This window comes from Curtobacterium caseinilyticum (assembly GCF_030363035.1).
In the GTDB taxonomy this organism is placed as follows: domain Bacteria; phylum Actinomycetota; class Actinomycetes; order Actinomycetales; family Microbacteriaceae; genus Curtobacterium; species Curtobacterium caseinilyticum.
Genome location: NZ_JAUCMN010000010.1, coordinates 1 through 25,669 on the forward strand (window position 1 = coordinate 1; position 25,669 = coordinate 25,669).

25 protein-coding genes are annotated in these 25,669 nt (G+C 70.9%); 19 read left to right on the forward strand and 6 right to left on the reverse strand.

Annotated elements, in window-relative coordinates:
- The first annotated feature begins 165 nt into the window (after positions 1-165).
- The 3 genes from QUG93_RS13410 (at position 166) to QUG93_RS13420 (ending at position 2,297) form a co-directional block, all read left to right on the forward strand.
- A complete protein-coding gene (locus QUG93_RS13410) occupies positions 166-1,098 on the forward strand; it encodes an NADP-dependent oxidoreductase (RefSeq protein WP_289474631.1) in 933 nt (310 codons plus the stop codon).
- 63 nt (positions 1,099-1,161) lie between these two features.
- Positions 1,162-1,698, forward strand: a complete 537-nt coding sequence (locus tag QUG93_RS13415) for a DUF805 domain-containing protein (RefSeq protein ID WP_353067772.1) — start codon at positions 1,162-1,164, stop codon at positions 1,696-1,698.
- Positions 1,695-2,297, forward strand: a complete 603-nt coding sequence (locus tag QUG93_RS13420; protein ID WP_289474632.1) for a DUF805 domain-containing protein — start codon at positions 1,695-1,697, stop codon at positions 2,295-2,297. The genes QUG93_RS13415 and QUG93_RS13420 overlap by 4 nt, the downstream gene beginning before the upstream one ends.
- Before the next feature lie 70 nt (positions 2,298-2,367).
- Here QUG93_RS13420 and QUG93_RS13425 read toward each other — a convergent pair whose 3' ends face one another.
- The 6 genes from QUG93_RS13425 to QUG93_RS13450 form a co-directional block, all read right to left on the reverse strand.
- Complete coding sequence (locus tag QUG93_RS13425) at positions 2,368-3,012, reverse strand: TNT domain-containing protein (RefSeq protein WP_289474633.1); 645 nt, start codon at positions 3,010-3,012, stop codon at positions 2,368-2,370.
- Between the two features lie 70 nt (positions 3,013-3,082).
- Positions 3,083-3,856, reverse strand: a complete 774-nt coding sequence (locus QUG93_RS13430; RefSeq protein ID WP_289474634.1) for a succinate dehydrogenase iron-sulfur subunit — start codon at positions 3,854-3,856, stop codon at positions 3,083-3,085.
- Positions 3,856-5,649, reverse strand: coding sequence for a succinate dehydrogenase flavoprotein subunit (sdhA, locus tag QUG93_RS13435; RefSeq protein ID WP_289474635.1), 1,794 nt, complete (start codon positions 5,647-5,649; stop codon positions 3,856-3,858). Before sdhA ends, QUG93_RS13430 begins: the two co-directional genes overlap by 1 nt.
- A gap of 85 nt (positions 5,650-5,734) precedes the next feature.
- On the reverse strand, positions 5,735-6,181 hold the full coding sequence (sdhD, locus tag QUG93_RS13440) for a succinate dehydrogenase, hydrophobic membrane anchor protein (protein ID WP_289474636.1): 447 nt from the start codon (positions 6,179-6,181) through the stop codon (positions 5,735-5,737).
- Between the two features lie 20 nt (positions 6,182-6,201).
- Positions 6,202-6,651 carry a succinate dehydrogenase, cytochrome b556 subunit gene (gene sdhC, locus QUG93_RS13445; RefSeq protein WP_289474778.1) on the reverse strand — a complete coding sequence of 150 codons (450 nt, stop codon included), beginning with the start codon at positions 6,649-6,651 and terminating at the stop codon, positions 6,202-6,204.
- Positions 6,652-6,727: 76 nt separating this feature from the next.
- Positions 6,728-7,966: a glycosyltransferase family 4 protein gene (locus QUG93_RS13450; RefSeq protein WP_289474637.1), complete on the reverse strand. Its 1,239-nt coding sequence runs from the start codon at positions 7,964-7,966 to the stop codon at positions 6,728-6,730.
- Positions 7,967-8,216: 250 nt separating this feature from the next.
- On the opposite strand from QUG93_RS13450, the gene QUG93_RS13455 reads away from it, so the two are divergent.
- The 16 genes from QUG93_RS13455 to QUG93_RS13530 all read left to right on the forward strand — a co-directional run bounded on the left by QUG93_RS13455 (position 8,217) and on the right by QUG93_RS13530 (position 25,578).
- Entirely contained in the window at positions 8,217-9,332 is a 1,116-nt protein-coding gene (locus QUG93_RS13455) for a mannose-1-phosphate guanylyltransferase (RefSeq protein WP_289474638.1), read from the forward strand.
- Positions 9,333-9,399: 67 nt separating this feature from the next.
- Complete coding sequence (locus QUG93_RS13460; RefSeq protein WP_289474639.1) at positions 9,400-11,328, forward strand: alpha/beta hydrolase; 1,929 nt, start codon at positions 9,400-9,402, stop codon at positions 11,326-11,328.
- A gap of 163 nt (positions 11,329-11,491) precedes the next feature.
- On the forward strand, positions 11,492-11,896 hold the full coding sequence (locus QUG93_RS13465) for a hypothetical protein (protein WP_289474641.1): 405 nt from the start codon (positions 11,492-11,494) through the stop codon (positions 11,894-11,896).
- Between the two features lie 151 nt (positions 11,897-12,047).
- Positions 12,048-12,395 carry a hypothetical protein gene (locus QUG93_RS13470; RefSeq protein ID WP_289474643.1) on the forward strand — a complete coding sequence of 116 codons (348 nt, stop codon included), beginning with the start codon at positions 12,048-12,050 and terminating at the stop codon, positions 12,393-12,395.
- Positions 12,396-12,665: 270 nt separating this feature from the next.
- On the forward strand, positions 12,666-13,736 hold the full coding sequence (locus QUG93_RS13475) for a BMP family lipoprotein (protein WP_289474645.1): 1,071 nt from the start codon (positions 12,666-12,668) through the stop codon (positions 13,734-13,736).
- A 95-nt stretch (positions 13,737-13,831) separates the two neighbouring features.
- Positions 13,832-15,352, forward strand: coding sequence for an ABC transporter ATP-binding protein (locus tag QUG93_RS13480; protein ID WP_289474646.1), 1,521 nt, complete (start codon positions 13,832-13,834; stop codon positions 15,350-15,352).
- Positions 15,349-16,695: an ABC transporter permease gene (locus QUG93_RS13485; protein ID WP_434533116.1), complete on the forward strand. Its 1,347-nt coding sequence runs from the start codon at positions 15,349-15,351 to the stop codon at positions 16,693-16,695. The genes QUG93_RS13480 and QUG93_RS13485 overlap by 4 nt, the downstream gene beginning before the upstream one ends.
- Positions 16,692-17,978 carry an ABC transporter permease gene (locus QUG93_RS13490; protein WP_289474648.1) on the forward strand — a complete coding sequence of 429 codons (1,287 nt, stop codon included), beginning with the start codon at positions 16,692-16,694 and terminating at the stop codon, positions 17,976-17,978. The genes QUG93_RS13485 and QUG93_RS13490 overlap by 4 nt, the downstream gene beginning before the upstream one ends.
- Positions 17,979-18,126: 148 nt before the next feature.
- Positions 18,127-18,525, forward strand: a complete 399-nt coding sequence (locus QUG93_RS13495; protein ID WP_289474782.1) for a cytidine deaminase — start codon at positions 18,127-18,129, stop codon at positions 18,523-18,525.
- A gap of 1 nt (position 18,526) precedes the next feature.
- Positions 18,527-19,816, forward strand: a complete 1,290-nt coding sequence (locus QUG93_RS13500) for a thymidine phosphorylase (protein ID WP_289474649.1) — start codon at positions 18,527-18,529, stop codon at positions 19,814-19,816.
- 120 nt (positions 19,817-19,936) lie between these two features.
- Positions 19,937-21,049: an adenosine deaminase gene (locus QUG93_RS13505; RefSeq protein ID WP_289474650.1), complete on the forward strand. Its 1,113-nt coding sequence runs from the start codon at positions 19,937-19,939 to the stop codon at positions 21,047-21,049.
- A gap of 3 nt (positions 21,050-21,052) precedes the next feature.
- A complete protein-coding gene (locus QUG93_RS13510) occupies positions 21,053-21,499 on the forward strand; it encodes a PTS sugar transporter subunit IIA (RefSeq protein ID WP_289474651.1) in 447 nt (148 codons plus the stop codon).
- A complete protein-coding gene (locus tag QUG93_RS13515; protein ID WP_289474653.1) occupies positions 21,496-21,774 on the forward strand; it encodes a PTS sugar transporter subunit IIB in 279 nt (92 codons plus the stop codon). The genes QUG93_RS13510 and QUG93_RS13515 overlap by 4 nt, the downstream gene beginning before the upstream one ends.
- Positions 21,775-21,874: 100 nt before the next feature.
- Positions 21,875-22,702 carry a purine-nucleoside phosphorylase gene (locus QUG93_RS13520; RefSeq protein ID WP_289474654.1) on the forward strand — a complete coding sequence of 276 codons (828 nt, stop codon included), beginning with the start codon at positions 21,875-21,877 and terminating at the stop codon, positions 22,700-22,702.
- Positions 22,703-22,776: 74 nt separating this feature from the next.
- Complete coding sequence (locus QUG93_RS13525) at positions 22,777-24,438, forward strand: phospho-sugar mutase (RefSeq protein ID WP_289474784.1); 1,662 nt, start codon at positions 22,777-22,779, stop codon at positions 24,436-24,438.
- A 201-nt stretch (positions 24,439-24,639) separates the two neighbouring features.
- Positions 24,640-25,578, forward strand: coding sequence for a hypothetical protein (locus QUG93_RS13530; RefSeq protein ID WP_289474655.1), 939 nt, complete (start codon positions 24,640-24,642; stop codon positions 25,576-25,578).
- The last annotated feature ends 91 nt before the right edge of the window (positions 25,579-25,669 follow it).

Sequence of the window (25,669 nt, forward strand, 5' to 3'; positions counted from 1 at the left end):
GGTGCGCCTGGCGATCGGCACCCTGGGGGTGGTGCGGGCCGCCGGCCCCCCCCCCCCCCCCGGCGGGGGGGGGGGGGGGGGCCCGGGGCCACCGCGCCTCCCGTCCGTCCGCGGGTCGTGTCCAGGGCTGAGGATGCCGGAGCCCGGCGGCGTACCGTCCACACCATGACGAAGCACTGGGTCGCCCCCGAGTTCGGCGGCAGCGAGGTCCTCGAGTACGTCGACACCGAGGTGCCCGCTCCCGGCACCGGCGAGGTCACCATCGACGTCCGCGCCGCGGGCATGAACCCCGCCGACACCAAGCACACCCGGCAGGGGGACCCGTCCGACCTGCCGATCCCGGTCGGCTACGAGGTCTCCGGGGTGATCAGCGCGATCGGCCCCGACACCGAGATCGCCTCCGGCGGGGGAGCGGTCGGCGACGAGGTCCTCGCCTTCCGCGTCGAGGGCGGCTGGGCCGAGCGCATCACCGTCCCGGCCGCGGACGTCTTCGCCAAGCCGGCGTCGCTCGATCACCCCCAGGCGGCGAACCTGCTCCTCGCCGGGACCACCGCCGCCGACATGATCCGCGTCACGCGCGCCGAGGGACGCGACACCGTGCTGGTCCACGGCGCCTCCGGCGCGGTCGGCGTCGCCGCCCTCCAGCTCCTCCGCCAGCTCGGCACCCGCGTCATCGGCACCGCCTCCGAGCGCAACGCCGACACCGTCCGCCGCTTCGGCGGTGAGTGGATCGCGTACGGCGACGGCCTGGAGGCACGCCTCCGCGACCTCGCACCCTCCGGTGTGGACGTGGCCCTGGACTGCGTCGGCACGGACGAGGCGGTCGACGTCTCGTTGGCACTCGTGGCCGACCGGTCGCGCATGGTGACGATCGCGGCCTTCGGGCGCGCGCAGCAGGACGGCTTCCCGGCCGTCGGCGGTGGCCAGCCGGAGAGCCAGGCCTTCCGCGACTCCGTCCGACAACGGCTGGTCGACCTCGCGGCGGCGGGGCAGCTCGAGGTGCCGGTGGCCCGGACGTTCCCCCTGACCGAGGCGAAGGCCGCGGCGGAGCTGCTCGAGTCGCAGCACCCCGGTGGGAAGCTCGCGCTCGTGCCGTGACGGGCGTCACTTCTGGTTGACTCGTGGGGTACGTCGCACGACCGACACCACGAGGGGGAACACGTGAGCGACCACATGACGTCCGACCAGCCGTACCCGAGCGCACCGCCGCCGCAGCAGCCGTACCCGACAGCGGGCGGGGAACCCCCGCGGTGGGCCCCGCGCTACGGCGCCTCCTTCGGGCAGGCGCTCGGCCGGTTCTTCGGCAAGTACGCGACCTTCTCCGGGCGGGCCAGCCGCAGTGAGTTCTGGTGGCCCTACCTCGTGGTCACCGTGGTGGGGCTGGTGCTGGCGACGATCCCGTTCGTGTACCGCTTCGCCACGATCGAGTACACGACGGTCGACCTGAGCGGCGTCGAGTACCGGGTGACGAACCCGCCGTCGCCACTGTTCTGGGTGCTGCTGGTGCTGCCGGCGATCTGGTGGCTCGCGACGATCGTGCCGTCGCTGGCGCTCGGCTGGCGGCGGCTGCACGACGCGAACCTGCCGGGAGCGCTCTGGATCATCGCGGTCTTCGTGGGCCTCGTCGGCATCGTCTTCGGGCTCCTGCCGTCGAACCCGCAGGGCGCACGCTACGACCGACCGGACGGCGCACGATGAGCGACGACCGGCGCGGGCAGCAGCCGCAGCAGCCGTACGGGCAGCAGCCGCAGCAGCCGTACGGACAGCAGCCGCAGCAGCCGTACGGACAGCCGTACGCGCAGTACCAGCAGCAGGCGCCGGTCCCGGTGGACGCCAGTGGTGCCCCGCCGCTCTGGGCGCCCTGGTACGGCATCGGGTTCCTCGACGCGTTCACCCGGTTCTTCAAGAAGTACGCCCGCTTCGACGGCCGCGCGAGCCGCAGCGAGTACTGGTACTGGGTCCTCGCGAACGCGATCGTCACGATCGTGCTCTACGGCGGCGGCATCGCCGGCATCGTCGGCTGGAGCGCTGCGAACTCGTCGACCGACGAGTACGGGTACACCCAGACCGTCGGCTCACCGCCGGCGTGGGCCCCGCTCCTGCTCGGCCTCTTCGGCCTGTGGTGGCTCGCCACCATCGTCCCGAACCTCGCGCTCGCCTGGCGTCGCATGCACGACATCAACCTGCCCGGCCCGCTGTGGTTGATCTCGATCATCGCGTGGCCGGCCGCGATCGTGTTCGCCTGCATCGCGCCCAACCCTGCTGGCGCGCAGTACGATCGGCCCGACGCTCCCTGACCGTCGTCACGATGAAGCGGCCCGCCCCGGGGAGGGCCGGCCGCTTCGTCGTGACGCGGTGGCCGGCGGCTCAGACCACCCGGAGGCGGACCAGGGAGCCGTCGACGACCAGGTCCCGCACCGTGACGGACTGGTCGGCGGTCGCGAAGCGGAGCGCGCCTCCCGGCTGGTCGAACCAGGGCTGCGCGAACGTGACCGTGACCAGGAACGGCCGGTCGACCACGTAGCGGTGCACCTCGGGGGCTGCGGCGACGTGCGGCGGCAGCGACCGCTGGGGGAGCGGCGTGTCGAGCGGGTGCAGCAGGTACCCGTCCGGGCCGCCCACGCGGTCCACCGGCACACCGGCCGGGACCTGGATGGTGAGCCCCTGCGGTCCGGCCTGGGCGACCTGCTGCGCGAGCTGCGGGTACGACGACGCCGCACGGTCCCGGAGCCCGTCGAGCTCGTGCCGGGGGATGTCGCGCGGGGCGGGGAACGCCCGGTTGAGGAACCGGCGGAGCATCTCCACCGCGTCCGCCTCGCCCCGAGCGGTGGCCAGGCGGCGTGCGGTGCCGTAGTCGACGACCTCGAGCGCGAAGTCGCCGTGCGTCTCGGCCGGGACGACACGGAGCGCACCCTCCACCGGCGGCTCGGTGAGCGCCTCTCCGGGGAGCTGCACGTACCGGATCGTGTAGCCGAGCTGGTCGAGGATGGGGCGGGTCTCCGCGAACGTCATGCGCGCGAGCCTACCGGCCGGTTGCATGCCGTTCGCCGAGACACCGCCGCGCGACCGGTGTGACGACCGGTCACGCGCCGCCGCGCATGATCGCCTGCTTGACCTCGGAGATCGCCTTCGTCACCTGGATGCCGCGAGGGCAGGCGTCGGTGCAGTTGAAGGTCGTGCGGCAACGCCACACGCCCTCCTTGTCGTTGAGGATGTCGAGCCGGACGTTCGCCGAGTCGTCACGCGAGTCGAAGATGAACCGGTGCGCGTTCACGATCGCGGCCGGGCCGAAGTACTGCCCGTCGGTCCAGAACACCGGGCACGACGACGTGCACGCTGCGCAGAGGATGCACTTCGTGGTGTCGTCGAACCGGGCGCGGTCGGCGACGGACTGGACGCGCTCCTTGCCCTTCTCCGGCTTGCTGGACGCCTGCAGGAACGGCTGGACCTCGCGGTAGGACTGGAAGAACGGCTCCATGTCCACGACCAGGTCCTTCTCGAGCGGCAGGCCCTTGATCGCCTCGACGTAGATCGGCTTCGACACGTCGAGGTCCTTGATCAGGGTCTTGCACGCGAGCCGGTTGCGGCCGTTGATGCGCATCGCGTCCGAGCCGCACACGCCGTGCGCGCAGGACCGACGGAAGGTCAGCGACCCGTCCTGCTCCCACTTGATCTGGTGCAGCGCGTCGAGGATGCGGTCCGTCGGGAGCATCATGACGTCGAAGTCCTGCCAGCGCGGCTCGTCGTCGACGTCCGGGTCGAACCGGCGGACGATGATCGTGACCGGGAACGAACCGGGAGGGGCGCTCTGCACGGTGTCGGTGCGCGGGCTGTCGGAGACCAGGGTGTCGGTCATCAGTACTTCCTCTCCATCGGCTGGTACCGGGTCACCACGACGGGCTTCCAGTCGAGCGTGATGTGGTCGTCGGCGAGTGACGAGTGGGGGTCGCCCGTCAGGTACGCCATGGTGTGCTGCATGTAGTGCTCGTCGTCGCGCTTCGGGTAGTCGTCGCGCATGTGACCGCCGCGGCTCTCCTTGCGGTTCCGCGCGGAGAACACGACGACCTCGGCCAGGTCGAGCAGGAAGCCCAGCTCGACGGCCTCGAGCAGGTCGGTGTTGAACCGCTTGCCCTTGTCCTGGACCGCGATGTTCAGGTAGCGGTCGCGCAGCTGGTGGATCGTCTCGGTCATCTTCGCGAGCGACTCGTCGGTGCGGAACACCTGCGCGTTCTTGTCCATCTCGTCCTGCAGCTCCTTGCGGAGCACCGCGATGCGCTCGGTACCGGTCGACGCGCGGAGCTGGTCGAGCATGCCGCGGACGCCGGCTGCCGGGTCCTCGGGGAGCGGCAGGAACTCGGCGGTCTGCACCCACTCGGCGGCGTTGTTGCCGGAGCGCTTGCCGAAGACGTTGATGTCGAGCAGCGAGTTCGTGCCGAGGCGGTTCGAGCCGTGCACCGAGACGCAGGCGCACTCGCCGGCGGCGTAGAGCCCGGGCACGACGGTGGTGTTGTCGTACAGGACCTCGGCGTTCGTGTTCGTCGGGATGCCGCCCATCGCGTAGTGCGCGGTGGGCATCACGGGCACGGGCTCGACGACCGGGTCGACGCCGAGGTAGGTGCGGGCGAACTCGGTGATGTCCGGCAGCTTCGTCTCGAGCACCTCGGCACCCAGGTGCGTGCAGTCGAGCAGCACGTAGTCCTTGTTCGGGCCGGCGCCGCGCCCCTCGGCGACCTCCTGCACCATGCAGCGCGCCACGATGTCGCGCGGCGCCAGGTCCTTGATGGTCGGGGCGTACCGCTCCATGAAGCGCTCACCGGACGCGTTGCGGAGGATCGCGCCCTCGCCGCGTGCGCCCTCGGTGAGCAGGATGCCGAGACCGGCCAGGCCGGTCGGGTGGAACTGGAAGAACTCCATGTCCTCGAGCGGCAGGCCCTTGCGCCACACGATGCCGACGCCGTCGCCGGTCAGGGTGTGCGCGTTCGAGGTCGTCTTGTACATCTTGCCGAAGCCGCCGGTCGCGAAGATCACGGCCTTGGCGTGGAAGACGTGCAGGTCACCGGTGGCGAGCTCGAACGCGACGACGCCCGCGGGCTGCTGGCGGGTCACGCCGTCCTCGCCGACCACGTCCACCATGACGAGGTCGAGGGCGTAGAACTCGTTGTGGAACTCGACGCCGAGCTTCACGCAGTTCTGGAACAGCGTCTGCAGGATCATGTGGCCGGTGCGGTCCGCCGCGTAGCAGGCTCGGCGGACCGGGGACTTGCCGTGGTCGCGCGTGTGGCCGCCGAAGCGCCGCTGGTCGATCTTGCCCTCGGGCGTGCGGTTGAACGGCAGACCCATGTTCTCGAGGTCGATGACGGCGTCGATCGCCTCCTTCGCCAGGATCTCCGCGGCGTCCTGGTCGACCAGGTAGTCACCGCCCTTGATCGTGTCGAAGGTGTGCCACTCCCACGAGTCCTCCTCGACGTTGGCCAGGGCAGCGGCCATGCCGCCCTGCGCCGCTCCCGTGTGCGACCGCGTCGGGTACAGCTTCGAGATGACGGCCGTCTTCGCCTTCGGGCCGGCCTCGATGGCGGCGCGCATGCCGGCGCCGCCCGCGCCGATGATGACGATGTCGTGCTGGTGGTGGTGAACGGTGGTCTCGGTCACTGGGGCCTTTCAGGGTGGGTCAGCGCGACGGCAGCGGTGTGCGCGGCGTGCTCGGAGGTCGTGGCGGCTGCTGGTGCCCGGCGGACTACTGCGCGGGGCAGAACGACGGCAGGTCCGCCGCGGCAGCGCCGGCGGGGCACGGGTCGAAGGTCCAGCAGACGAGCAGGCCGAGCACGACCAGCGCGACGCAGGCGATGAGCACCGCGAGCAGCAGGGTCTTCCGGATGCCGGGCTTGGCGACGTAGTCGTTGATGATCGTCCGCATGCCGTTCGAGCCGTGCACGAGGGCGAGGACGAGCATCAGCGAGTCCCACACCTGCCAGAAGGGGTTGGCCCACTTGCCGGCGACGAAGGCGAAGTCGATCTGCTTGACGCCCTCGCCGGCGACCATGTTCACGAAGAGGTGGCCGAAGATGAGCACCACGAGCAGGACGCCCGAGGCGCGCATGTAGATCCACCCCCACTTCTCCCAGTTGGTGGTGCGGTGGGCTGCGGCGGCCGAACGGGGCGCCTCGACGGTCTGTGTGGTCATGTCCGTGTCCGTCCCGTCGCCTACTGGAAGTCCGCGACGAGGTTCATGAGCTGACGGGGCAGGAAGCCCGCGATGAGGATGGCCCACACGACCATGACGATCCAGAACATGGCCCGCTGGTACTTGGGGCCCTTCGACCAGAAGTCGACCAGGATGATCCGCAGCCCGTTGAGTGCGTGGAAGACGATCGCCATCACGAGCGCGATCTCACCGAGGTTCATGATCGGCGTCTTGTAGGTGCCGATCACGGCGTTGTACGCCTCCGGCGACAGCCGCACGAGTGCGGTGTCGAGGATGTGGACGAGCAGGAAGAAGTAGATCGCGACACCGGTGATGCGGTGCAGCACCCACGACCACATGCCCGTGGACCCGCGGTAGAGCGTCCCCTCGAGCTTCCGAGAAGCGCGGGGCGCCTCGATCGTCACCTTCGGTTCGACGATCGTCGTCCCGCCTGCGGTCTGCTCGGCCATGAGCAAGTCCTCCCATAGGACGGGCTCGCCGATCGGCGAGCCCTTGCCGTTCGTGTTCGTGTGGAACACGTCCATCCTATGCGCGCGCGCTGACACTCTCGTCCCACCCGGCGCGGACCGCGCGGGTCGCCGCCGGCGGGGCACCGATGGTGCGGGCCGTGTCGTGGTGTGCGAGGAGCTGGTCGCCGACCGCCTCCCAGGTGGTCCCCTCCACCCGGAGCCGTCCCGCGGACCCCATCCGCGCGGCCGCTGCCGGGTCGCGCACCAGGCCCAGGACGGCTCGTCGCAGGGCCTGCGGTGCGTCCGGGTCGTAGAGCTCCCCGTCGAGCCCGGGGGCGACGAGGTCGATCGGTCCGCCGGACGCCGGGGCGACGACCGGCAGGCCGCTCGCGTGCGCCTCCTGCAGCGTCTGCCCGAACGTCTCGGCGGGTCCTGTGTGCACGAAGACGTCGAGCATCGCGTACGCATCGGCGAGGGCCTCGCCGCGCAGCGGACCGGTGAACGTGACGTCGAGGTGCCGCAGCCGGCGCTCGAGGAACGCCCGCGACGGACCACCGCCGGCCACGACGAGCCGGATGCCGGGGAGTCCACCGAGCTCGGCGAGCCGCTCGACCTCCTTCTCCGGGGCGAGCCGTCCGACGTACCCGACGATCGTCTCGCCGCTCGGCGCGATCCGGCGGCGGGCGGCCCGGACCTGCGCACCGGCACGGCGACCGGGGTGGAACAGCTCGGTGTCGACGCCCCGGCCCCATCGTGCGACGCGCGGCACGCCGTCCTCGGCGAGCATCGCCGCGGTCGCGCTCGACGGGGCGAGCGTCAGCGACGCCCCGGCGTGGATGCGGCCCAGGATCCTCCTGACCAACGGGACGGTCGCGGTCAGGCCGTTGCGGCGGGCGAACCCGGCCACGTCGGTCTGGAAGACGGCGACGGAGGGGATGCCGAGCCTCCCGGCCGCCGTGATGGCGCGTCCGCCCAGCAGGAACGGACTGGCGGCGTGGAGCACGTCGGCGCCGGAGGCGGCGAGGATCGTGTCGAGCACGGGGTGGGGGAGGGCGACCGGGAACTGCCGGTACGCGACCGCGGGCACCCGGTGCACGTCGAAGGACCGGTACCGCTCGACCTGCGACCTGGACCGGAACTGCGCGAGTCCCGGGGTGTCCGGGGCGATCACGACCGCGCGGTGGCCGCGGCGCTCCAGGTGGTCGAGGACCGCGAGGACGCTGGTCGTCACGCCGTTGAGGGTGGGCAGGAAGCTCTCGGTCACGACGGCGACGGTCCGCTGGGACGTGCCGCGCTCCACGCTGCGTGCGCTCATGGTGCTGCCCATGCTCCGCGCGTGCCGTGACCGGCCGGGGCGGGCCGGGTGAACGGCCGGCACGCAGGCGGTGAACTCGACGGGGCGGGTCCGGTGGCGGGTCGGCGGGGATGGCGGACGGGAGGCACGGCCTCCGCCCGGCGGGTCCCGTGCGGTCCGTCCGTGGTCGGTGCACCCACCGTGCGGGCTTCCGCACGCATCGTGCGGGTGACGTCCAGGCCCCGTCCGGCTGCACCGGTACGGTGAGCGGGTGGCAGACGCACTCGAGGACTTCTACGCGATCATCCCGGCCGGCGGCATCGGTTCCCGCCTCTGGCCGCTCTCCCGCGCGGACGCGCCCAAGTTCCTGCACGACCTGACCGGCTCCGGCACGTCGCTCCTGCGTCAGACGTGGGACCGGTTGGCGCCCCTCGCCGGCGACCAGCGGATCATGGTCGTCACCGGTCGGGCGCACCGGGTCGCGGTCGAGTCGCAGCTGCCGGGGGTGGCCGACCACAACGTCGTGCTCGAGAGCGAGCCCAAGGACTCCACCGCGGCCATCGGCCTGGCGGCGGCGATCCTCCGCCGTCGTGAGCCCGACGTGGTCATCGGCTCGTTCGCCGCAGACCACGTCATCGGGGATGCCCGCGGCTTCCGCCGGTCGGTGCGCGAGGCCGTCGCCGCCGCCCGTGCCGGGTACGTGACGACCATCGGCATCACCCCGACCGAGCCGGCGATCGGCTTCGGGTACATCCACGCCGACGGTGAGGCGCTCGACGTCGAGGGCGCCGCGACCGTGCACGCCGTGGAGTCCTTCGTCGAGAAGCCCGACCTGGAGACCGCCACGGCGTACCTGGAAGAAGGCAACTACCTCTGGAACGCGGGCATGTTCATCGCCCGCGCCGACGTGCTGCTCGCCGAGATCGGTCGGACGAAGCCGGAGCTGCTCGCGGGCATCGAGGAGCTCGCCGCGGCCTGGGACACCTCGTCACGCGGTGCCGTCGTCGACGCGATCTGGCCCGGGCTCGAGAAGATCGCGATCGACTACACCGTCGCCGAGCCGGCCGCGGCCGCCGGCCGCATGGCGGTCGTGCCGGGCGACTTCGACTGGGACGACGTCGGAGACTTCGCCTCGCTCGCGAAGCTGCAGTCCGGCGGTCGGGCGAACAACCTCGCCGTGCTCGGCGACGGCGCCCGCATCCTCGCCGACTCGTCGAGCGGCATCGTCGTGGCGCACAGCCAGCGGCTCATCTCGCTCATCGGGGTCGAGGACATCGTCGTCGTCGACACCCCGGACGCCCTGCTCGTCACCACGAGCGCGAACGCGCAGCGGGTCAAGGGTGTGGTGGACGCGCTGAAGATCAGCGGCCGGGGCGACGTGCTCTGAGGTTCCGCGGACCTGGTGTACGGTGATGTTCCGGTCGCGGGGGCCGGGCTGACTCGGGGGAGTGCTGATGGGGGACGTCCAGTTCGACGCTGCGGACGCGAGTGCGCTCGCACGCGTCGCGCGGCGAACGGCTGGCACGTTGCGGGGGCAGGCCGGTCCGCGGTCGGGCGCCGTCGCATCGGCGCTCGACGACTTCGAGGGGGCCTACGCCGACCGGTTCCGTGACGCCGCCGTGGTCGAGGCCGAGGACCGGGCACGACTGGCGGGCGTGCTGGTCGACCTCGCCGACCAGATCGACGCCGCGGTCGCTGCTGCGGAGCGTGAACGGGAGCGCCAGCGTGACCACGCCGACTGGAAGGCACGTGACGCCGACCGGAAGCGGGCGGCGTCCGTGGCCGAGGCCTTCGCCGGTTCCGCAGGACGGTCGGTCGTCGACGCACTGGAGCGCTTCACCGATCCCGAGCCGGCGACCGAACCCGAGCCGAGGCCGGAGGTCGACGCTGAGTTCCGAGGTCGGGAGCGTGCGCGCTACGGCGACGGAGCGAGCCGCGGCAGGAGTTCTGCCGATCCGGGCGCGCTCCGGGCCTTCTTGACGACGACCTCGGGACTGGACACGACCGCGTCGGCCGAGTCCGAGCGCGTGCGATCGGCGTGGTCCTCCTTCCGGTCCTCCTGCGCCTGGGTCACGGTCGACCGCGCGAGCATGCCGGCGGGTTTTGCGCGCTACGTGCGCGAGAACGACGAGGACCGGAGATGGATCGGCAGGATCGCCGACGCCTTCGAGGCCGCCGGCGGCAGTGGGTCGCTGTCGAACGCGGCTCTCGACATCGCGGCGACCGGACAGGCGGCGCCTGCCCTCCAACGGCTGTTCGCGGAGCACCTGACGCCGACGGAGGTCGCGGAGCGCTGGGCTGCGCTCGGGCTGACGACGGCCGACGCCAGCGTGTTCGACGGTTTTCCGACGGACGTGCTCGCGCGACTCGGGAACCTCGAGGGTGTCCCGTACTGGGCGCGGAGTACGGCGAACGCCCTCGTGCTGAACCAGCGACTGGTCGACGTGGAGCGCCAGATCGAGCAGCTGGAGCGGACGGTCGCATCGGCGGGTGACGGCTCACGGGTGTTGGCGCGGGAACTCACGGCGCTGTACGCGGACCGCAAGGCCCTCCGGAACGTCAATGCTGCGTTGACGAAGAAGGGTTCCGACGGCAAGCGCTTCCTCATCGCACTCACCGACGATCGACCGCCGCTCGCTGCTGTCTCGATCGGCGATCTCGATCGTGCAGATTCGGTGACCTGGGCTGTCCCGGGGATGAACACGACGTCCGCGGACATGACGATGTGGTCGAGAGGCGCCCAGAACATCTACCAGGAGCAAGCCCGTCGCCCGGGATCTCCGTCGCACGCGGTCGTCGCGTGCATCGGCTACGCGACCCCCGACGAGAAGGACGTGCTGTTCATGGGCAAGGCGAAGAAGGGCGGCGGACAGTTGGCTGACGCGCTCCGGGGACTCGACGCGGTCCGTGCGGGTCAGGTGCCTGAGACGAACGTCGTGGCGCACTCGTACGGCACGACGACCGCGGCCGTCGCCCTCGCAGAGCAGGGTGTCCACGTCGATCGCTTCGTCGCTCTGGGCTCGGCCGGGCTTCCGGATCACCTGCGCTCGATCACCGACATCCACGCGGACCACGTGTACGCAGCACGGGCGAAGGACGCGCCGACCGGCAAGGAAGGTCTGGGGGACGAATGGGCCGAGTTCGGCCGTGAACAGAGTTACGCGCACCACGTGGACCCGACACGCGACATCTTCGGCGTGAACGTGTTCGGAGTGGACGGCGCGACGGCTGCGGACGGGACAGACCTCGCACCGGTTCTCCATCACGATCCCTTGAGGAGTGACCTTCGGGGGTACCTCGACCGAGGTACCGAGAGTCTGCGCAACGTGGGACTCGCGACCACGGCCCGCGATGCCGAGCTCACACCGGCGTCATCAGGATGAGCGGCCGGAGAGCCTCGAGAGGAGACGAATGTCTGCCCAGCTGACCGTGCGGCGCCTGACGAGCGTTGCCCTCACACCCCTTGCACTGCTGATCTTCATCAGCGGTTGCGCTCGACATCCTTCGGTAGGCGAGACGCCATCCGGAGACGGAAGGACGGCCCAGATGGACCCCGAGACTGCTCAGCGGAAGATGACCGAACTCGTCGACAGGACCGCGTCGGAGCTCCGGGGCGAGTGGGTCACCACGCAGGGTCCGGATTACGTCGACAGCTGCACGCTCCCCGACGGTGGAGAAGGAGCCAACTGGGTCTACCTGATCACCAGGACGGACGAAGGTGGCAGTCCGGACAACGACGCTGCGACGGTCACGAGTACCTGGCAGTCCGCGGGCATGACCGTCGAACGAGTCGCGGATCCTGACGGCCCGGTCGTCGTCGGACGAGGTGGAGCGTCGACCGCGTTGATCGATCTGTACGCGTTCCCTGGCAAGTACACCTTGGAGGCCGAATCGCTCTGCTTCCCGGGGAGTGCCGATGAGATCGAAGAGGAGCAGAGCAGCGGGTCCTGAGCTGGCCCGACGGATGCTCAGGCACTTGCCCGCGAGACGTCCTGCCTGTCGCATCACCACGGTCACGGCGCTGCTGCTGCTGTCTGCGGTCACGACCGTCGGCTGTGCCGGTCAGCGCGGTGCAGCCCCATCGACCGAGAGGATCACGCCTGTGGACGCGGACACGGCTCAGCGCACCAGGATCGACATCGTCGATGAGACGACCGGTGCGCTCGGCGGCGAAGGGGCAACGCGGACGTCTCCCGACTACGTCGAGAGCTGTCAGCTGACGAGCGACGAAGAAGGAGCCCGGTGGGTGTACCGAGTTGCGCGATCAGAGTCGGGTGACGCGCAGGCCGATCCTGTTGCTGCCTCCGACATCTGGAGACCCGCCGGCATGAGGGTGGACCGTCTTGTCGACGCCAAGGGGCCAGCGATGGTCGCTCGCGGCGGCGATCGCGTCTCGCTGTGCTTCCCCGGCGACGCTGACCGCATCACGGAGCAGCAGGCTGACGAGTGACGCTCGGATCGACGTCTGGTGCTTCCGTGCACGATCGACGGCAGGTGTCGCCCGCTGTAGCGCTCCACCACGAAATCCCCGGATCGTCCCCCAGACCGAGTCCCCGGGGGACGTCGGCGTTACGGGCGCGTTTCGTCGGGGTCGCGATCGGGTAACTGATCCCAGCAGTCCCTCAGGGGCGTTCTGTACCGGCCCGACGGTCGTGTACTGTCGCCACGATCGCCCGGAACAGCACGTGGTCCGGGCACCGCCCCCCGGAGGAACCAACCCGTGACAACTCGTACCCGTCAGGTCGTGCTCAGCGGCCTCGCGCTCGCCGGCACCATGGCCGTCCTGGCCGGCTGCTCGGCCGCCCCGTCCGACACCGCCTCGGCGAAGAAGACCGACTTCCGCCCCTGCATGGTCTCCGACGCCGGTGGCTTCGACGACAAGTCCTTCAACCAGCTCGGCTACGAGGGCATGGTCGACGCCGCGAAGGACCTCGGCGCCGACTACAACAAGGCCGAGTCCAAGGACGCCACGGTCTACGACTCGAACATCGAGCAGCTCGTCAACCAGAACTGCAACCTCATCGTCACGGTGGGCTTCAACCTCGCCGACGCCACGAAGAAGCAGGCTGCCGCGAACCCCGACACCGAGTTCGCGATCATCGACGACGCGTCGATCGACGCCAAGAACGTCAAGCCGATCACGTTCGACACCTCGCAGGCGGCGTTCCTGGCCGGCTACGCGGCCGCGTCGTACTCGAAGACCGGCGTCGTCGGCACCTTCGGTGGCATGCAGATCCCGACCGTCACCATCTTCATGGACGGCTTCGCGGACGGCGTGAAGTACTACAACGAGCAGAAGAAGAAGGACGTCAAGGTCGTCGGCTGGAACGTCGAGACCGGCAAGGGCTCCTTCACCGGTGGCTTCGAGGCGGGCACGCAGGCCAAGTCGGTCGCGCAGACCCTGCTCGACCAGGACGCCGACGTGATCCTGCCCGTCGGTGGCCCCATCTACCAGTCGGCTGCCGAGGCGATCAAGGACGCGAACAACGGCTCCGTCCTCATCGGCGCGGACAGCGACCTCTACGAGGCCGACCCGCGCTACAAGGACATCGCCTTCACCTCGGTCATGAAGGGCATGCGCCCCGCCGTCAAGGACGTCGTCGAGCAGGCCGCCGACGACAAGTTCTCGAAGGAGCCGTACGTCGGCACCCTGAAGAACGAAGGCGTCGGCATCGCACCGTTCCACGACTACGAGTCCAAGGTCGACTCGGGTCTGCAGGGCGAGCTCGACACCATCAAGTCGGGCATCATCGACGGCTCGATCACGGTCGAGACGCAGTCGAACAAGTAGTCGGGTGAACGCGGGCGGGGGATCGATCCTCCGCCCGCGTTTCCGCGCGCTGACCGACGGGTCGCGTGCTGACCAACAGAAACGCAGTTGAGAACATGAAGCTCGAGCTCCGCGGCATCACCAAGCGGTTCGGCCCGCTGGTCGCGAACGACCACATCTCCCTCACCGTGGAACCCGGTGAGGTGCACTGTCTCCTGGGCGAGAACGGTGCGGGCAAGTCCACCCTGATGAACGTGCTCTACGGCCTGTACCAGGCCGACGAGGGCGAGATCCTGCTGGACGACGTCGTCCAGGACTTCGACGGCCCCGGTGACGCGATGCGCTCGGGCATCGGCATGGTGCACCAGCACTTCATGCTCGTGCCGGTGTTCACCGTCGCCGAAAACGTCATGCTCGGTCAGGAGCAGACGACCTTCGGCGGACGACTCGACCTGGCCGGCGCCCGCAAGCGGGTCCGCGAGATCAGCGACCGCTTCGGGTTCGACGTCGACCCGGACGCCCGCATCGAGGACCTGCCCGTCGGCGTGCAGCAGCGCGTCGAGATCATCAAGGCGCTGTCCCGCGACGCGAAGGTGCTCGTGTTCGACGAGCCCACCGCCGTGCTCACGCCGCAGGAGACCGACGAGCTGATGGGCATCATGCGCCAGCTCCGCGCGGCCGGCACCGCCATCGTCTTCATCACGCACAAGCTGCGCGAGGTCCGCGAGGTCGCCGACCGCATCACGGTCATCCGGCTCGGCAAGGTCGTCGGCGAAGCGTCGCCCACCGCGACGAACAACGAGCTCGCCGCCCTCATGGTCGGCCGGGCCGTGTCCCTCGTCGTCGACAAGACGCCCGCGTCCGGCGGCGAGGACGCCCTCGTCGTCGACGGTCTCACCGTCACCGACCCGTCCGGCGTCGTCCTCGTCGACGACGTGTCGTTCACCGTCCGCCGCGGCGAGGTCCTCGCCATCGCCGGCGTGCAGGGCAACGGGCAGACCGAGCTCACCGAGGCGATCATCGGGCTCGAGCCCGTGCACGCGGGACGCATCACACTCGACGGCAAGGAGCTCACCGGTCGCACGGTGAAGCAGGTCCTCGACGCGGGCGTGGGCTTCGTGCCCGAGGACCGCAAGGAGGACGGCCTGGTCGGCGAGTTCACCATCGCCGAGAACCTCATGCTCGACCGCGCGGACCACGACGAGTTCGTGCGCGCCGGGACCATCCGGTCGGCGGAGCGCGACGCGTTCGCCGACGAGAAGATCGCCGAGTTCGACATCCGCACGCCCTCGCGCACCACCGCGGCCGGTCGGCTGTCCGGCGGCAACCAGCAGAAGATCGTCCTCGCCCGCGAGCTGAGCCGCGAGCTGCGGCTGTTCGTCGCCGCTCAGCCCACGCGCGGCATCGACGTCGGCTCGATCGAGTTCGTGCACAAGCGCATCGTCGCGACCCGCGACACCGGCGTCCCGGTCATCGTCGTCTCCACGGAGCTCGACGAGGTCGTGGCGCTCGCCGACCGGATCGCGGTCATGTACCGCGGCGGCATCGTCGGCATCGTCCCCGCGGACACCCCCCGCGACGTCCTCGGCCTGATGATGGCCGGGGAACTGCCCGAAGGAACGGAGCTGGCAGCGTGAGCACCCCCACGCCGGACAACGCACGGCCGGTGACCCCGGTCGACGCACCCACCGACGACCGCCTGCAGGACGTCGAGGGCACCCCGCACCTCATGACCGACTCCGCCGCCGACACCGAGCGCCGCGCCGGCGGCGGCGACCGCTGGAGCACCGCGCTGCAGAGCATCGTCAACGGCTCCGTGCTCGTCACGGTCCTCGCCGTCGTGCTCGCCCTGGTCGCGTGCGGTGTCCTCATCGCGGTCACCGACGAGAACGTCCGCGCTGCGGCCGGGTACTTCTTCGCCCGCCCGTCCGACACCTTCCAGGCCGTCTGGACGGCCGTCGGCGGCGCGTACTCCTCGCTCTTCCAGGGCTCCGTCGTGAACTTCGGCGCGAGCTCGTTCGCGCAGGCGATCGCCCCGATCACCCGCTCGGTCGACTACGCCGTGCCGCTCATCGCCGCGGGCCTCGGCATCGCCCTGTCGTTCCGCGCCGGCCTGTTCAACATCGGCGGTCAGGGACAGATCCTGATCGGCGCCGCCGCGGCGGGTTGGGTCGGGTTCTCGTTCGACGGCCCGGCGGCGGTCCACATCCCGCTCACCGTCCTCGCCGGCATCGTCGGCGGTGCGGTGTGGGGCGGCATCGTCGGGATCCTCAAGGCACGGACCGGTGCCAACGAGGTCGTCCTGACGATCATGCTCAACTACGTCGCGCTGTACCTGGTCAGCTACCTGCTCCGCACCCCGGGGCTGCTGCAGGCCCCCGGCAGCTCGAACCCGATCTCGCCCGCCACGAAGGAGAGCGCGGTGTTCCCGGCGCTCTTCGGTCCGCGGTTCGGCATCGACCTCGGCTTCGTCGTGGCCCTCGTGGCCGTCGTCGTGGTCTGGTGGCTCGTCAACAAGTCGTCCCTCGGTTTCCGCTTCCGCACGATCGGTGAGAACCCGCGTGCGGCCCGCGTGGCCGGCATGAGCGTCCCGGCGCTGACCATCTGGGTGATGGTCATCTCGGGTGCGCTCGTCGGCATCGCCGGCGCCTACCAGGTGCAGGGCGCCGTCACCTCGGGCTTCACCTCGGGCATCGACGCCGGCATCGGCTTCGACGCGATCACGGTGGCGCTCCTCGGCCGGTCGAAGCCGTGGGGCGTGTTCTGGGCCGCGATCCTGTTCGGCGTGCTGAAGAACGGCGGCTACGCGATGCAGGCCGCCAACGACATCCCGATCGACATCGTCGGCGTGATCCAGGCGCTCATCGTCCTGTTCATCGCCGCGCCGCCGCTCGTCCGTGCGATCTTCCGCATCCCGCAGCCGGGTGCGCGTCGCCGTGGTCGTGCCGCGAAGAACTCCCGGAAGGCGGTCGCCGCATGAGCACCACCACCACCGCGGCGCCCGCACCGGCGCTGTCCGACCGTCCGATCGAGACGACCCGGAGCTGGAAGGCCCCGATCGGCTTCGGTGTCTTCACCCTGCTCGCGCTGCTCTTCTTCGGCGTGCTGCACCGGGCCGGGGAGACCACGTTCCGGCTGGCGAACGGCGGCGACTTCTTCGCACTGCCGAACGTGCCGCTGCCCGCCACGGGCACCGGGATCGTCGTCATCGTCCTGCTCGCCCTCGCCACGGTGTACGCCGTCGTCGAGGTGCGCGGAGCACGGAGGATCCCGCTCTGGCTGACCGCGGTCTTCGCGATCGTGTTCGTGGTCGGCTTCCTCACGTGGTCGGCGGCGGGGGACACCATCCCCGTGCCCGGTCTGCTCGTCGGTGCGCTGGGCCTGAGCGTCCCGCTCGTGTTCGGTGCCCTCGGCGGCGTGATCTCCGAGCGCGTCGGCGTCGTCAACATCGCGATCGAGGGCCAGTTCCTCGCCGGTGCGTTCACGTCGGCGATGATCGCCTCGCTCACCGGCTCCGCGTGGGTCGGCCTCGTCGGTGCGCTGATCGCCGGCGTGCTGGTGTCGTTCGTCCTCGCGGCGTTCAGCATCAAGTACCTGGTCGACCAGGTCATCGTCGGTGTCGTCATCAACGCGTTCATCTCCGGCCTGACCGGCTTCCTCTACTCGCAGGTGCTGTCGCCGAACGAGCAGACACTCAACGTCGGCGTGCGCTTCCCGAAGATCGAGATCCCGGTCCTGCACCAGATCCCGGTCATCGGGCCGGTGTTCTTCGAGCAGACCGTCGTCGTCTACCTGGCCTACGTCGCGGTCGCGGTCGTCACCTTCGCCCTGTTCAAGACCCGCTGGGGCCTGCGCCTCCGCGCGGTCGGCGAGCACCCGCAGGCGGCGGACACCGTCGGCATCAACGTCGCGCGGACCCGCTTCTGGAACGTCTCGCTCGCCGGTGCGATCGCCGGCCTGGGCGGCGCGTACTTCACGCTCGACGCTGTCGGCCCGTTCACGAAGGACATGACCGCAGGCGCCGGCTACATCGCGCTCGCGGCCGTCATCTTCGGACGCTGGGACCCGATCCGGGCGACGCTCGCGGCACTGCTGTTCGGCTTCGCGTCGAACCTCCAGAACATCCTCGGCGCGATCGACTCGCCGGTGCCGAGCGAGTTCCTGCTCATGCTGCCCTACGTCGTCACGATCTTCGCGGTCGCCGGCCTGGTCGGGCAGTCGCGCGGACCGGCGGCCGCCGGCAAGCCGTACACGAAGAGCTGACGGACGGGAGGCACGACACATGACCCACACGGACCCTGCGGACGGCGACGGGGTCGCCACCGACCCCGCGACCGGCGAGCCGTCCTGGACGGACCCGGCCACGAGCCTCCAGGCCGAGACCGACACCGTCCTCGACGCGCGCGTCGACGTGGACTGGAGCGCGCTGCGCGAGGCGGCGACCGCCGCCATGCGACGCGCCTACGCGCCGTACTCGTCCTTCCCGGTGGGCGCCGCGGCGCTCACCGACGACGGACGCATCGTCTCCGGCTGCAACATCGAGAACGCGTCGTACGGGGTCACCCTGTGCGCCGAGTGCTCGCTCGTGTCGCAGCTGCACATGACCGGCGGCGGCAAGCTCGTCGCGTTCACGTGCGTGGACGGCGACGGCGCGACGCTCATGCCGTGCGGCCGGTGCCGGCAGCTGCTGTTCGAACACTCGACCGAGGGCATGCTCCTCGAGACGGTCTCGGGCATCCGCACGATCGACCAGGTGCTGCCCGACGCGTTCGGGCCCCGCACCCTCGCGACCTACCAGCAGGAGCACTGACATGGCAGTCGAGCCCTTCGACACCGTCGACCTCATCCGCACCAAGCGCTCGGGTGATGCCCTGGCGACCGCCGAGATCGACTGGCTCGTCGACGCCTACACGCGCGGCTACGTCGAGGACCCGCAGATGGCGGCGTTGGCGATGGCGATCTTCCTCAACGGCATGGAGCGGCGGGAGATCAAGGACCTGACGCTCGCGATGATCGCGTCGGGGGAGCGGATGTCGTTCGGCTCGCTCGGCAAGACGACCGTCGACAAGCACTCGACCGGTGGTGTCGGGGACAAGATCACGCTGCCGCTCGCACCGCTCGTGGCCTCGTTCGGCGTGGCCGTGCCGCAGCTGTCCGGGCGCGGACTCGGCCACACCGGCGGCACGCTCGACAAGCTCGAGTCGATCGCCGGCTGGCAGGCGTCGATCTCGAACGACCGCATGATGCAGGTGCTGTCGGACGTCGGAGCGGTCATCTGCGCCGCCGGCTCCGGCCTGGCCCCGGCGGACAAGAAGCTCTACGCGCTCCGGGACACCACCGGCACCGTCGAGTGCATCCCGCTCATCGCGTCGAGCATCATGTCGAAGAAGATCGCCGAGGGCACGGGCGCGCTCGTGCTCGACGTGAAGTTCGGCTCGGGTGCCTTCATGCCGACCTACGAGGCGTCGAAGGAACTGGCGCAGACGATGGTCGACCTCGGGAACGACGCCGGGGTCGCGACCTCGGCGCTGCTCACCGACATGGAGGTCCCCCTCGGCATGACCATCGGCAACGCGCTCGAGGTGCGGGAGTCGGTGGAGGTGCTGGCCGGTGGCGGTCCGGCGGACGTGGTGTCGTTGACCGTCTCGCTCGCGGAGGAGATGCTCCGGCTCGCCGGGCTGCCCGACGCCGACCCGGCGGCGGCGCTGGCCGACGGGCGGGCGATGGACACCTGGCGCAGGATGATCGAGGCGCAGGGCGGCGACGCGTCGGCACCGCTTCCGGTGTCCCGCGAGCAGCACGTCGTCACCGCTCCCTCCTCCGGCGTCCTCACCGAACAGCAGGCGTTGCCGTTCGGCATCGCCGCGTGGCGCCTCGGCGCCGGTCGGGCCCGTGCGCAGGACCCGGTGCAGGCGGGCGCCGGCATCGAGCTGCACGTGAAGCCGGGCGACACCGTGACGGCGGGGCAGCCGCTGTGGACCCTGCACACCGACGAGCCGGCGCGGTTCGAGCGTGCGCTGGAGTCGCTCGACGGTGCGTGGGCGATCGGGACGACCGCGCCCGAGCGTGGGCCGATCGTGCGCGAGCGGATCACCGGCTGACCACACCGTCCCGACGACCGGAGGCTCCCCGCACGGCTGTGGGGAGCCTCCAGTGCGTCGTGGCTGCTCTTGTCCACAGGCACCTGCGCCGAGTCGGCGACCACCGATAGCCTGGATCGCATGAGCGCCGACGCCCCCACCTACCGCCTGCCCGACGCCGGAGCGGTCATCGACGACCTGCCCAAGGTCTCGCTGCACGACCACCTCGACGGCGGCCTGCGGCCCGCGACGATCGTCGACCTCGCGGACCAGGCCGGGGTCTCGCTGCCGGTGACGGATCCGGAAGCACTCGGAGCGTGGTTCGCCGAGCAGTCGAACAGCGGTTCGCTCGTCGAGTACCTGAAGACCTTCGACGTCACCACGTCGGTGATGCAGACCGCTCCCCAGCTGCACCGCGTTGCGAAGGAGTTCGTCGAGGACCTGGTCGCCGACGGCGTCGTCTACGGCGAGGTCCGGTGGGCGCCGGAGCAGCACCTGCGCGGGGGCCTGACCCTCGACGAGGCGGTCGAGGCGGTCCAGGCCGGCATCGCCGAGGCCGTCGACGCGGCCGACGGGTCGATCCGCATCGGACAGTTGATCACCGCGATGCGCCACGCCGACCGGTCGCTCGAGATCGCCGAGCTCGCCGTCCGGCACCGTGACCGCGGCGTCGTCGGCTTCGACATCGCCGGGGCAGAGGCCGGCTTCCCGCCCGCGGACCACCGCGCGGCGTTCGACCACCTGGCCTCCGAGCTCTTCCCGACGACCGTCCACGCGGGCGAGGCGGACGGCCTCGCGTCCATCCGCTCGGCGCTCGTCGACGGGCGGGCGCTCCGCCTCGGGCACGGCGTGCGGATCTTCGAGGACATCAGCCTCTCCGACGCGGGCGACGGCACCACCTTGGCATCGCTGGGCGAGGTCGCGTCGTGGGTCCGTGACCGTGAGATCCCGCTCGAGGTCGCGCCGTCGTCGAACCTGCAGACCGGTGCGGTCGCCGCGTGGGGCGACGACCTCGCCGACCACCCGTTCGACGTGCTCTACCAGCTCGGGTTCCGGGTCACGGTGAACACCGACAACCGTCTGATGAGCAACACCTCGCTGTCGAAGGAACTCGCGCTCCTCGCCGGCACGTTCGGCTACGACCTCGACGACCTGGCCGCGTTCCAGATCAACGCCGCGCTCGGGTCCTTCCTGCCGCTCGAGGACCGCGAGGAGATCATCGCGACCATCACCGCCGGACACCAGGAGGCCTAGCCGATGCCACTGCCGCCGCTGCCGGACGACGCCGTGGTGCTCGGAGCGAGCGCGTCCTCGTGGCGCGAGGCGCTCCGGCTCGCCGGTGGTGCGCTCGTGTCCTCCGGGTCAGCGACGCCGCCGTACACCGACGCGATGATCGCGCTCGTCGAGGAGCACGGGCCGTACATCGTCATCTCCCCGGGGCTGGCGTTCGCGCACGCCCGACCCGGGCCCGCGGTGCTGCGCGACGGGCTGGCGGTGGTGACCCTGCGTGAGCCGGTCACGTTCGGGCACCCGCACAACGACCCGGTGTCGGTCGTGCTCGGGCTCGCGGTGGCCGCGGTCGGCACGCACCTCGAGGCGATCGGTGAGATCGCGAACACGTTCAACGACGCCACCGCGACCGGGCGGTTGGCCGCAGCTGCCTCGGCGGACGAGGTCCGGGCGATCATGGGGGTGCGGGCATGAAGATCGTGACCATCTGCGGTGCGGGCATCGGCTCGAGCGGGATCCTCAAGGTGAACGCCGAGAAGGCCCTCGACGCACTCGGGCTGTCGGCATCGGTCGTGGCGGCCGACGTCGCGTCCGTGCGGGCCGTGGCCGACGACGCGAACGTGATCCTGACGAGCGCGGAGTTCGTCGAGGCGATCGGGGACACCTACGCCGAGGTCATCGTCATCCGCAACCACTTCGACCAGGGCGAGATCACCATGGCGGTGGACCGGGCACTCGGGGAGCACTGAGCGGGTCCGGTGTTCCTGCACCGGACCTGCTCGCGCCCGCCCGTCCACACCGGTGGCGTGCCCGGCCCGGTCCGGGAGCGCCTCGCCCTAGGATCGGGGCATGAGCACGGAGAACCCGCTGAACGACCCCGCCGCCGACCCGTTCGAGGTCGCGCGCGACGCCGCCGCCGTCATCGCCGACCGGTCCGGCATCGAGCGGCACGACATCGCCCTGACCCTGGGCTCCGGCTGGGGAAAGGCCGCCGACATCATCGGCGAGACGGTCTCGACGATCGACGCTGCCGACGTCCCGGGCTTCAGTGCCTCGGCCGTACCGGGGCACTCGGGCACGGTCCGGTCGATCCGGCTCGAGGACGGCCGGCACGCGCTCGTCATCGGCGCACGGACGCACTACTACGAGAACCACGGCGTCCGCCGTGTCGTGCACAGCGTGCGCACCGCCGCGGCGACCGGGGCGTCGATCATGGTGCTGACGAACGGTGCCGGTGGCATCAAGGAGACCTGGAAGCCGGGCACGCCGGTGCTCATCAGCGACCACATCAACCTCACCGCTGACAGCCCGCTCGAGGGTGCGACGTTCGTCGACTTGACCGACCTGTACTCGGCCCGTCTGCGCGAGGTCGCCAGGTCGATCGACCCGTCGCTCGACGAGGGCGTCTACACGCAGTTCCGCGGCCCGCACTACGAGACCCCGGCCGAGGTCCAGATGGCGAAGACCATCGGCGGGCACATCGTCGGCATGTCGACCGCGCTCGAGGCCATCGCCGCCCGTCAGGCCGGCATGGAGGTCCTCGGCTTCTCCCTCATCACGAACCTCGCTGCGGGCATCCAGAAGACGCCGCTGTCCCACGCGGAGGTCCTCGAGGCCGGTCGCGAGGCCGAGCCGGTCATCGCCGACCTGCTCGCCCGCGTGGTGGCCGCGCTGTGACCCGCCACGAGGGCGCGTCGGACGGCGCGATCGCGGACGGCGACCTGGGCGAGGGCGCCGAGCCCCGCGACGGTCTGGGGGCGCTCCTCGCCGCCGCCAGGTCGTGGTCGGCTCAGGACCCGGACGACGAGACCCGGGCCGAGCTCGACGCGCTCGTCGCCTCCGCCTCGTCCGGGGACACCGCAGCGGCGGACTCGCTGCACGAGCGCTTCTCCGGGCGTCTGGCATTCGGCACCGCGGGGCTCCGCGCCGAGCTCGGGGCCGGCCCCCAGCGGATGAACCGCGTCGTCGTGACGCAGGCCGCCGCCGGACTCGGCCGCTTCCTCATCGACACCGGCCGTGACCGCAGCGTCGTCATCGGCTACGACGGTCGCGTGAACTCGGACGTCTTCGCCCGCGACTCGGCCGAGGTCATGCGCGGCCTCGGGCTCGACGTCACGCTGCTGCCGTCGGCGCTGCCGACGCCGGTGCTCGCGTTCGCCGTCCGGCACCTCGGGGTCGGCGCGGGCGTCATGGTGACGGCGAGCCACAACCCGCCGCGGGACAACGGCTACAAGGTGTACCTCGGCGGTGAGGACGACGGTTCCCAGATCGTCCCGCCGGTCGACGGCGAGATCGCCGCAGCGATCGACGACGTCGCGGCGGGCGACGTGCGCGACCTCGCTCGGGCGACCGACTACACCGTGGCGGGCGACGCCCTGGTGCGGGCGTACGTCGACGCGACGGCCGCGACCGTGCCGACCCCGCGCCTCCCGGTCGACGCGCAGCCGAAGGTCGTGTACACGGCGATGCACGGGGTCGGGTGGGAGACGGCCCGCGCCGTCTTCGCAGCGGCGGGCTTCGCCGAGCCGGTCGTCGTGCCGGAGCAGATCGAGCCGGACGGGGCGTTCCCGACGGTGTCGTTCCCCAACCCGGAGGAGCCCGGCGCGATGGACCTGTCGGTCGCGCGCGGGGTGGCCGTCGGAGCGGACCTCGTCATCGCGAACGACCCGGACGCCGACCGCCTCGCGCTGGCGATCCCGGACGGTACGGGCTCCTTCCGCCGGCTCTCCGGCAACGAGGTGGGCTGGCTGCTCGGGTGGCGGGCGGCCGCTCGCGCGCAGGCCGCGGGTTCGTCGGACGGTCCTGGCGTGCTCGCCGCGTCGATCGTGTCCTCGCCCGCGCTCGCTCGTGTGGCCGAGCGGTACGGGCTCGAGTACCGCGACACGCTGACTGGCTTCAAGTGGGTGTCGCGCGTGCCCGGGCTGGTGTTCGGGTACGAAGAGGCCCTCGGCTACCTCGTCGATCCCGACGTGGTGCGGGACAAGGACGGCATCTCGGCGGCGCTCGCACTCCTCGACCTCGCGGTGGGGCTCGCGGCGTCCGGCAAGACGGTCGCCGACCAGCTCGACGCATTCGCGGCGGAGTTCGGGGCGTTCGCCTCGGGGCAGGTCGCCACCCGCGTGGACGACCTGTCGCGCATCGGAGCGATCATGACGTCCCTGCGCTCGTCGGCACCGGATTCGCTCGGCGGCCTCGACGTGGTCGGTGTCACGGACTACTCGGACGGCGTCGAGGGGTTCCCGCCGTCCGACATCCTCCGCTACGACCTCGACGGCGGCGCGCGCGTCATCGTCCGCCCGAGCGGTACCGAGCCCAAGGTGAAGGTCTACATCGACACCGTCGCGGCCACCCCCGCCGAGGCCCAGGCGCTCGTCGACGCCCTCGCCGCCGACGTCCGCCCGCTCGTGTCGTAGCGCACCGGCCCGCGCACGGAACCAGGTTCCGGACACAGCACCGCGCTTCCGCGCGGTGCTGTGTCCGTTCCCCGGTGTCCGGCGACCGCTGCCCACCCGCTAGCAGCTGAAGTCGTCCTGCACAGGGCTGTGCGCAGCACGTCGGTCCACCGATCGAGTTGCTCACGAAACCGCAGGACCGGAGCGGGCGATCGTCAGGGGATGGAACGACTCCCACTGCTCCTGACACCGGCCGACCATGCCACCGCGCGCGCGATCAGACGGCGAGTCCAGGACGGCGAACGGGTCAAGGTCGGCCACGGCGTCACGACCTCGGCAGAAGCCTTCGCAGCGGCGTCGGAGGCCACGCGTCATCGCGCCCGCATCGACGCCGTGGTCGCCCGCCAGAGGCCAGGTCTGATCGTGTCGCACGAATCGGCGGTCGTCATGCACGGGCTGCCGTGGTTCGGGCCGTTACCCGAACGGGTCCTGCTCACCGACCCGACGCGAGACCGGGCACAACGGCTGCGGTTCAGTGACAAGGTCCCCGCTCGGGGGCGGTCCGTGGGCACCGCCGTCGTGGACGGGGTCCTGACGACTGATCTCGTCGAGACGGCCGTGGACGTCGCCCTCCGATGCGATCGCGGGCACGCGGTCGTCGTGCTCGATGCCGTGCTCAGGAGGGGCGTTGCACGGGAAGCGCTCGTCGCCGAGCTCGACCGGAGACCGGTGCGACGAGGCAAGGTTCGAGCACACCGGCTCGTCGACGTCGCAGACGCGCGGATCGAGTCTCCGGGTGAGAGCCTGACGAACCTGGTCGTGCACGACCTCGGATTGCCGACACCGGTCCTGCAGCACGAGTTCCGAGTCGGCGCGCAGCTCGTGGCACGGGTTGACTTCTGGTTCCCCCAGCAGGGCGTGGTGGTCGAGTTCGACGGCCTCGCGAAGTACCGCGATCGGCGTCTGCGCGGTGGGCGTTCGGCCGAGGAGGTCGTCGTCGAGGAGAAGCTCCGCGAAGATGCAGTGCGGGCATTGCCGGGAGTCGACGGCGTCGCCCGTCTGGTCTGGCGCGACGTCCTGCCCGGCGGTGCCGCTCCGCTGATGCTCGCACGCGCCGGACTGCCGGTGCCCTCGGCGACCGAGAGAACACCGCCGTGGTGATCGAGCGGCGCGGCTCACACCGTGGAACGGACACAGCACCGTGGAAGTCCACGGTGCTGTGTCCGGAACCTGGTTCCTGCGGGTCCGAGCG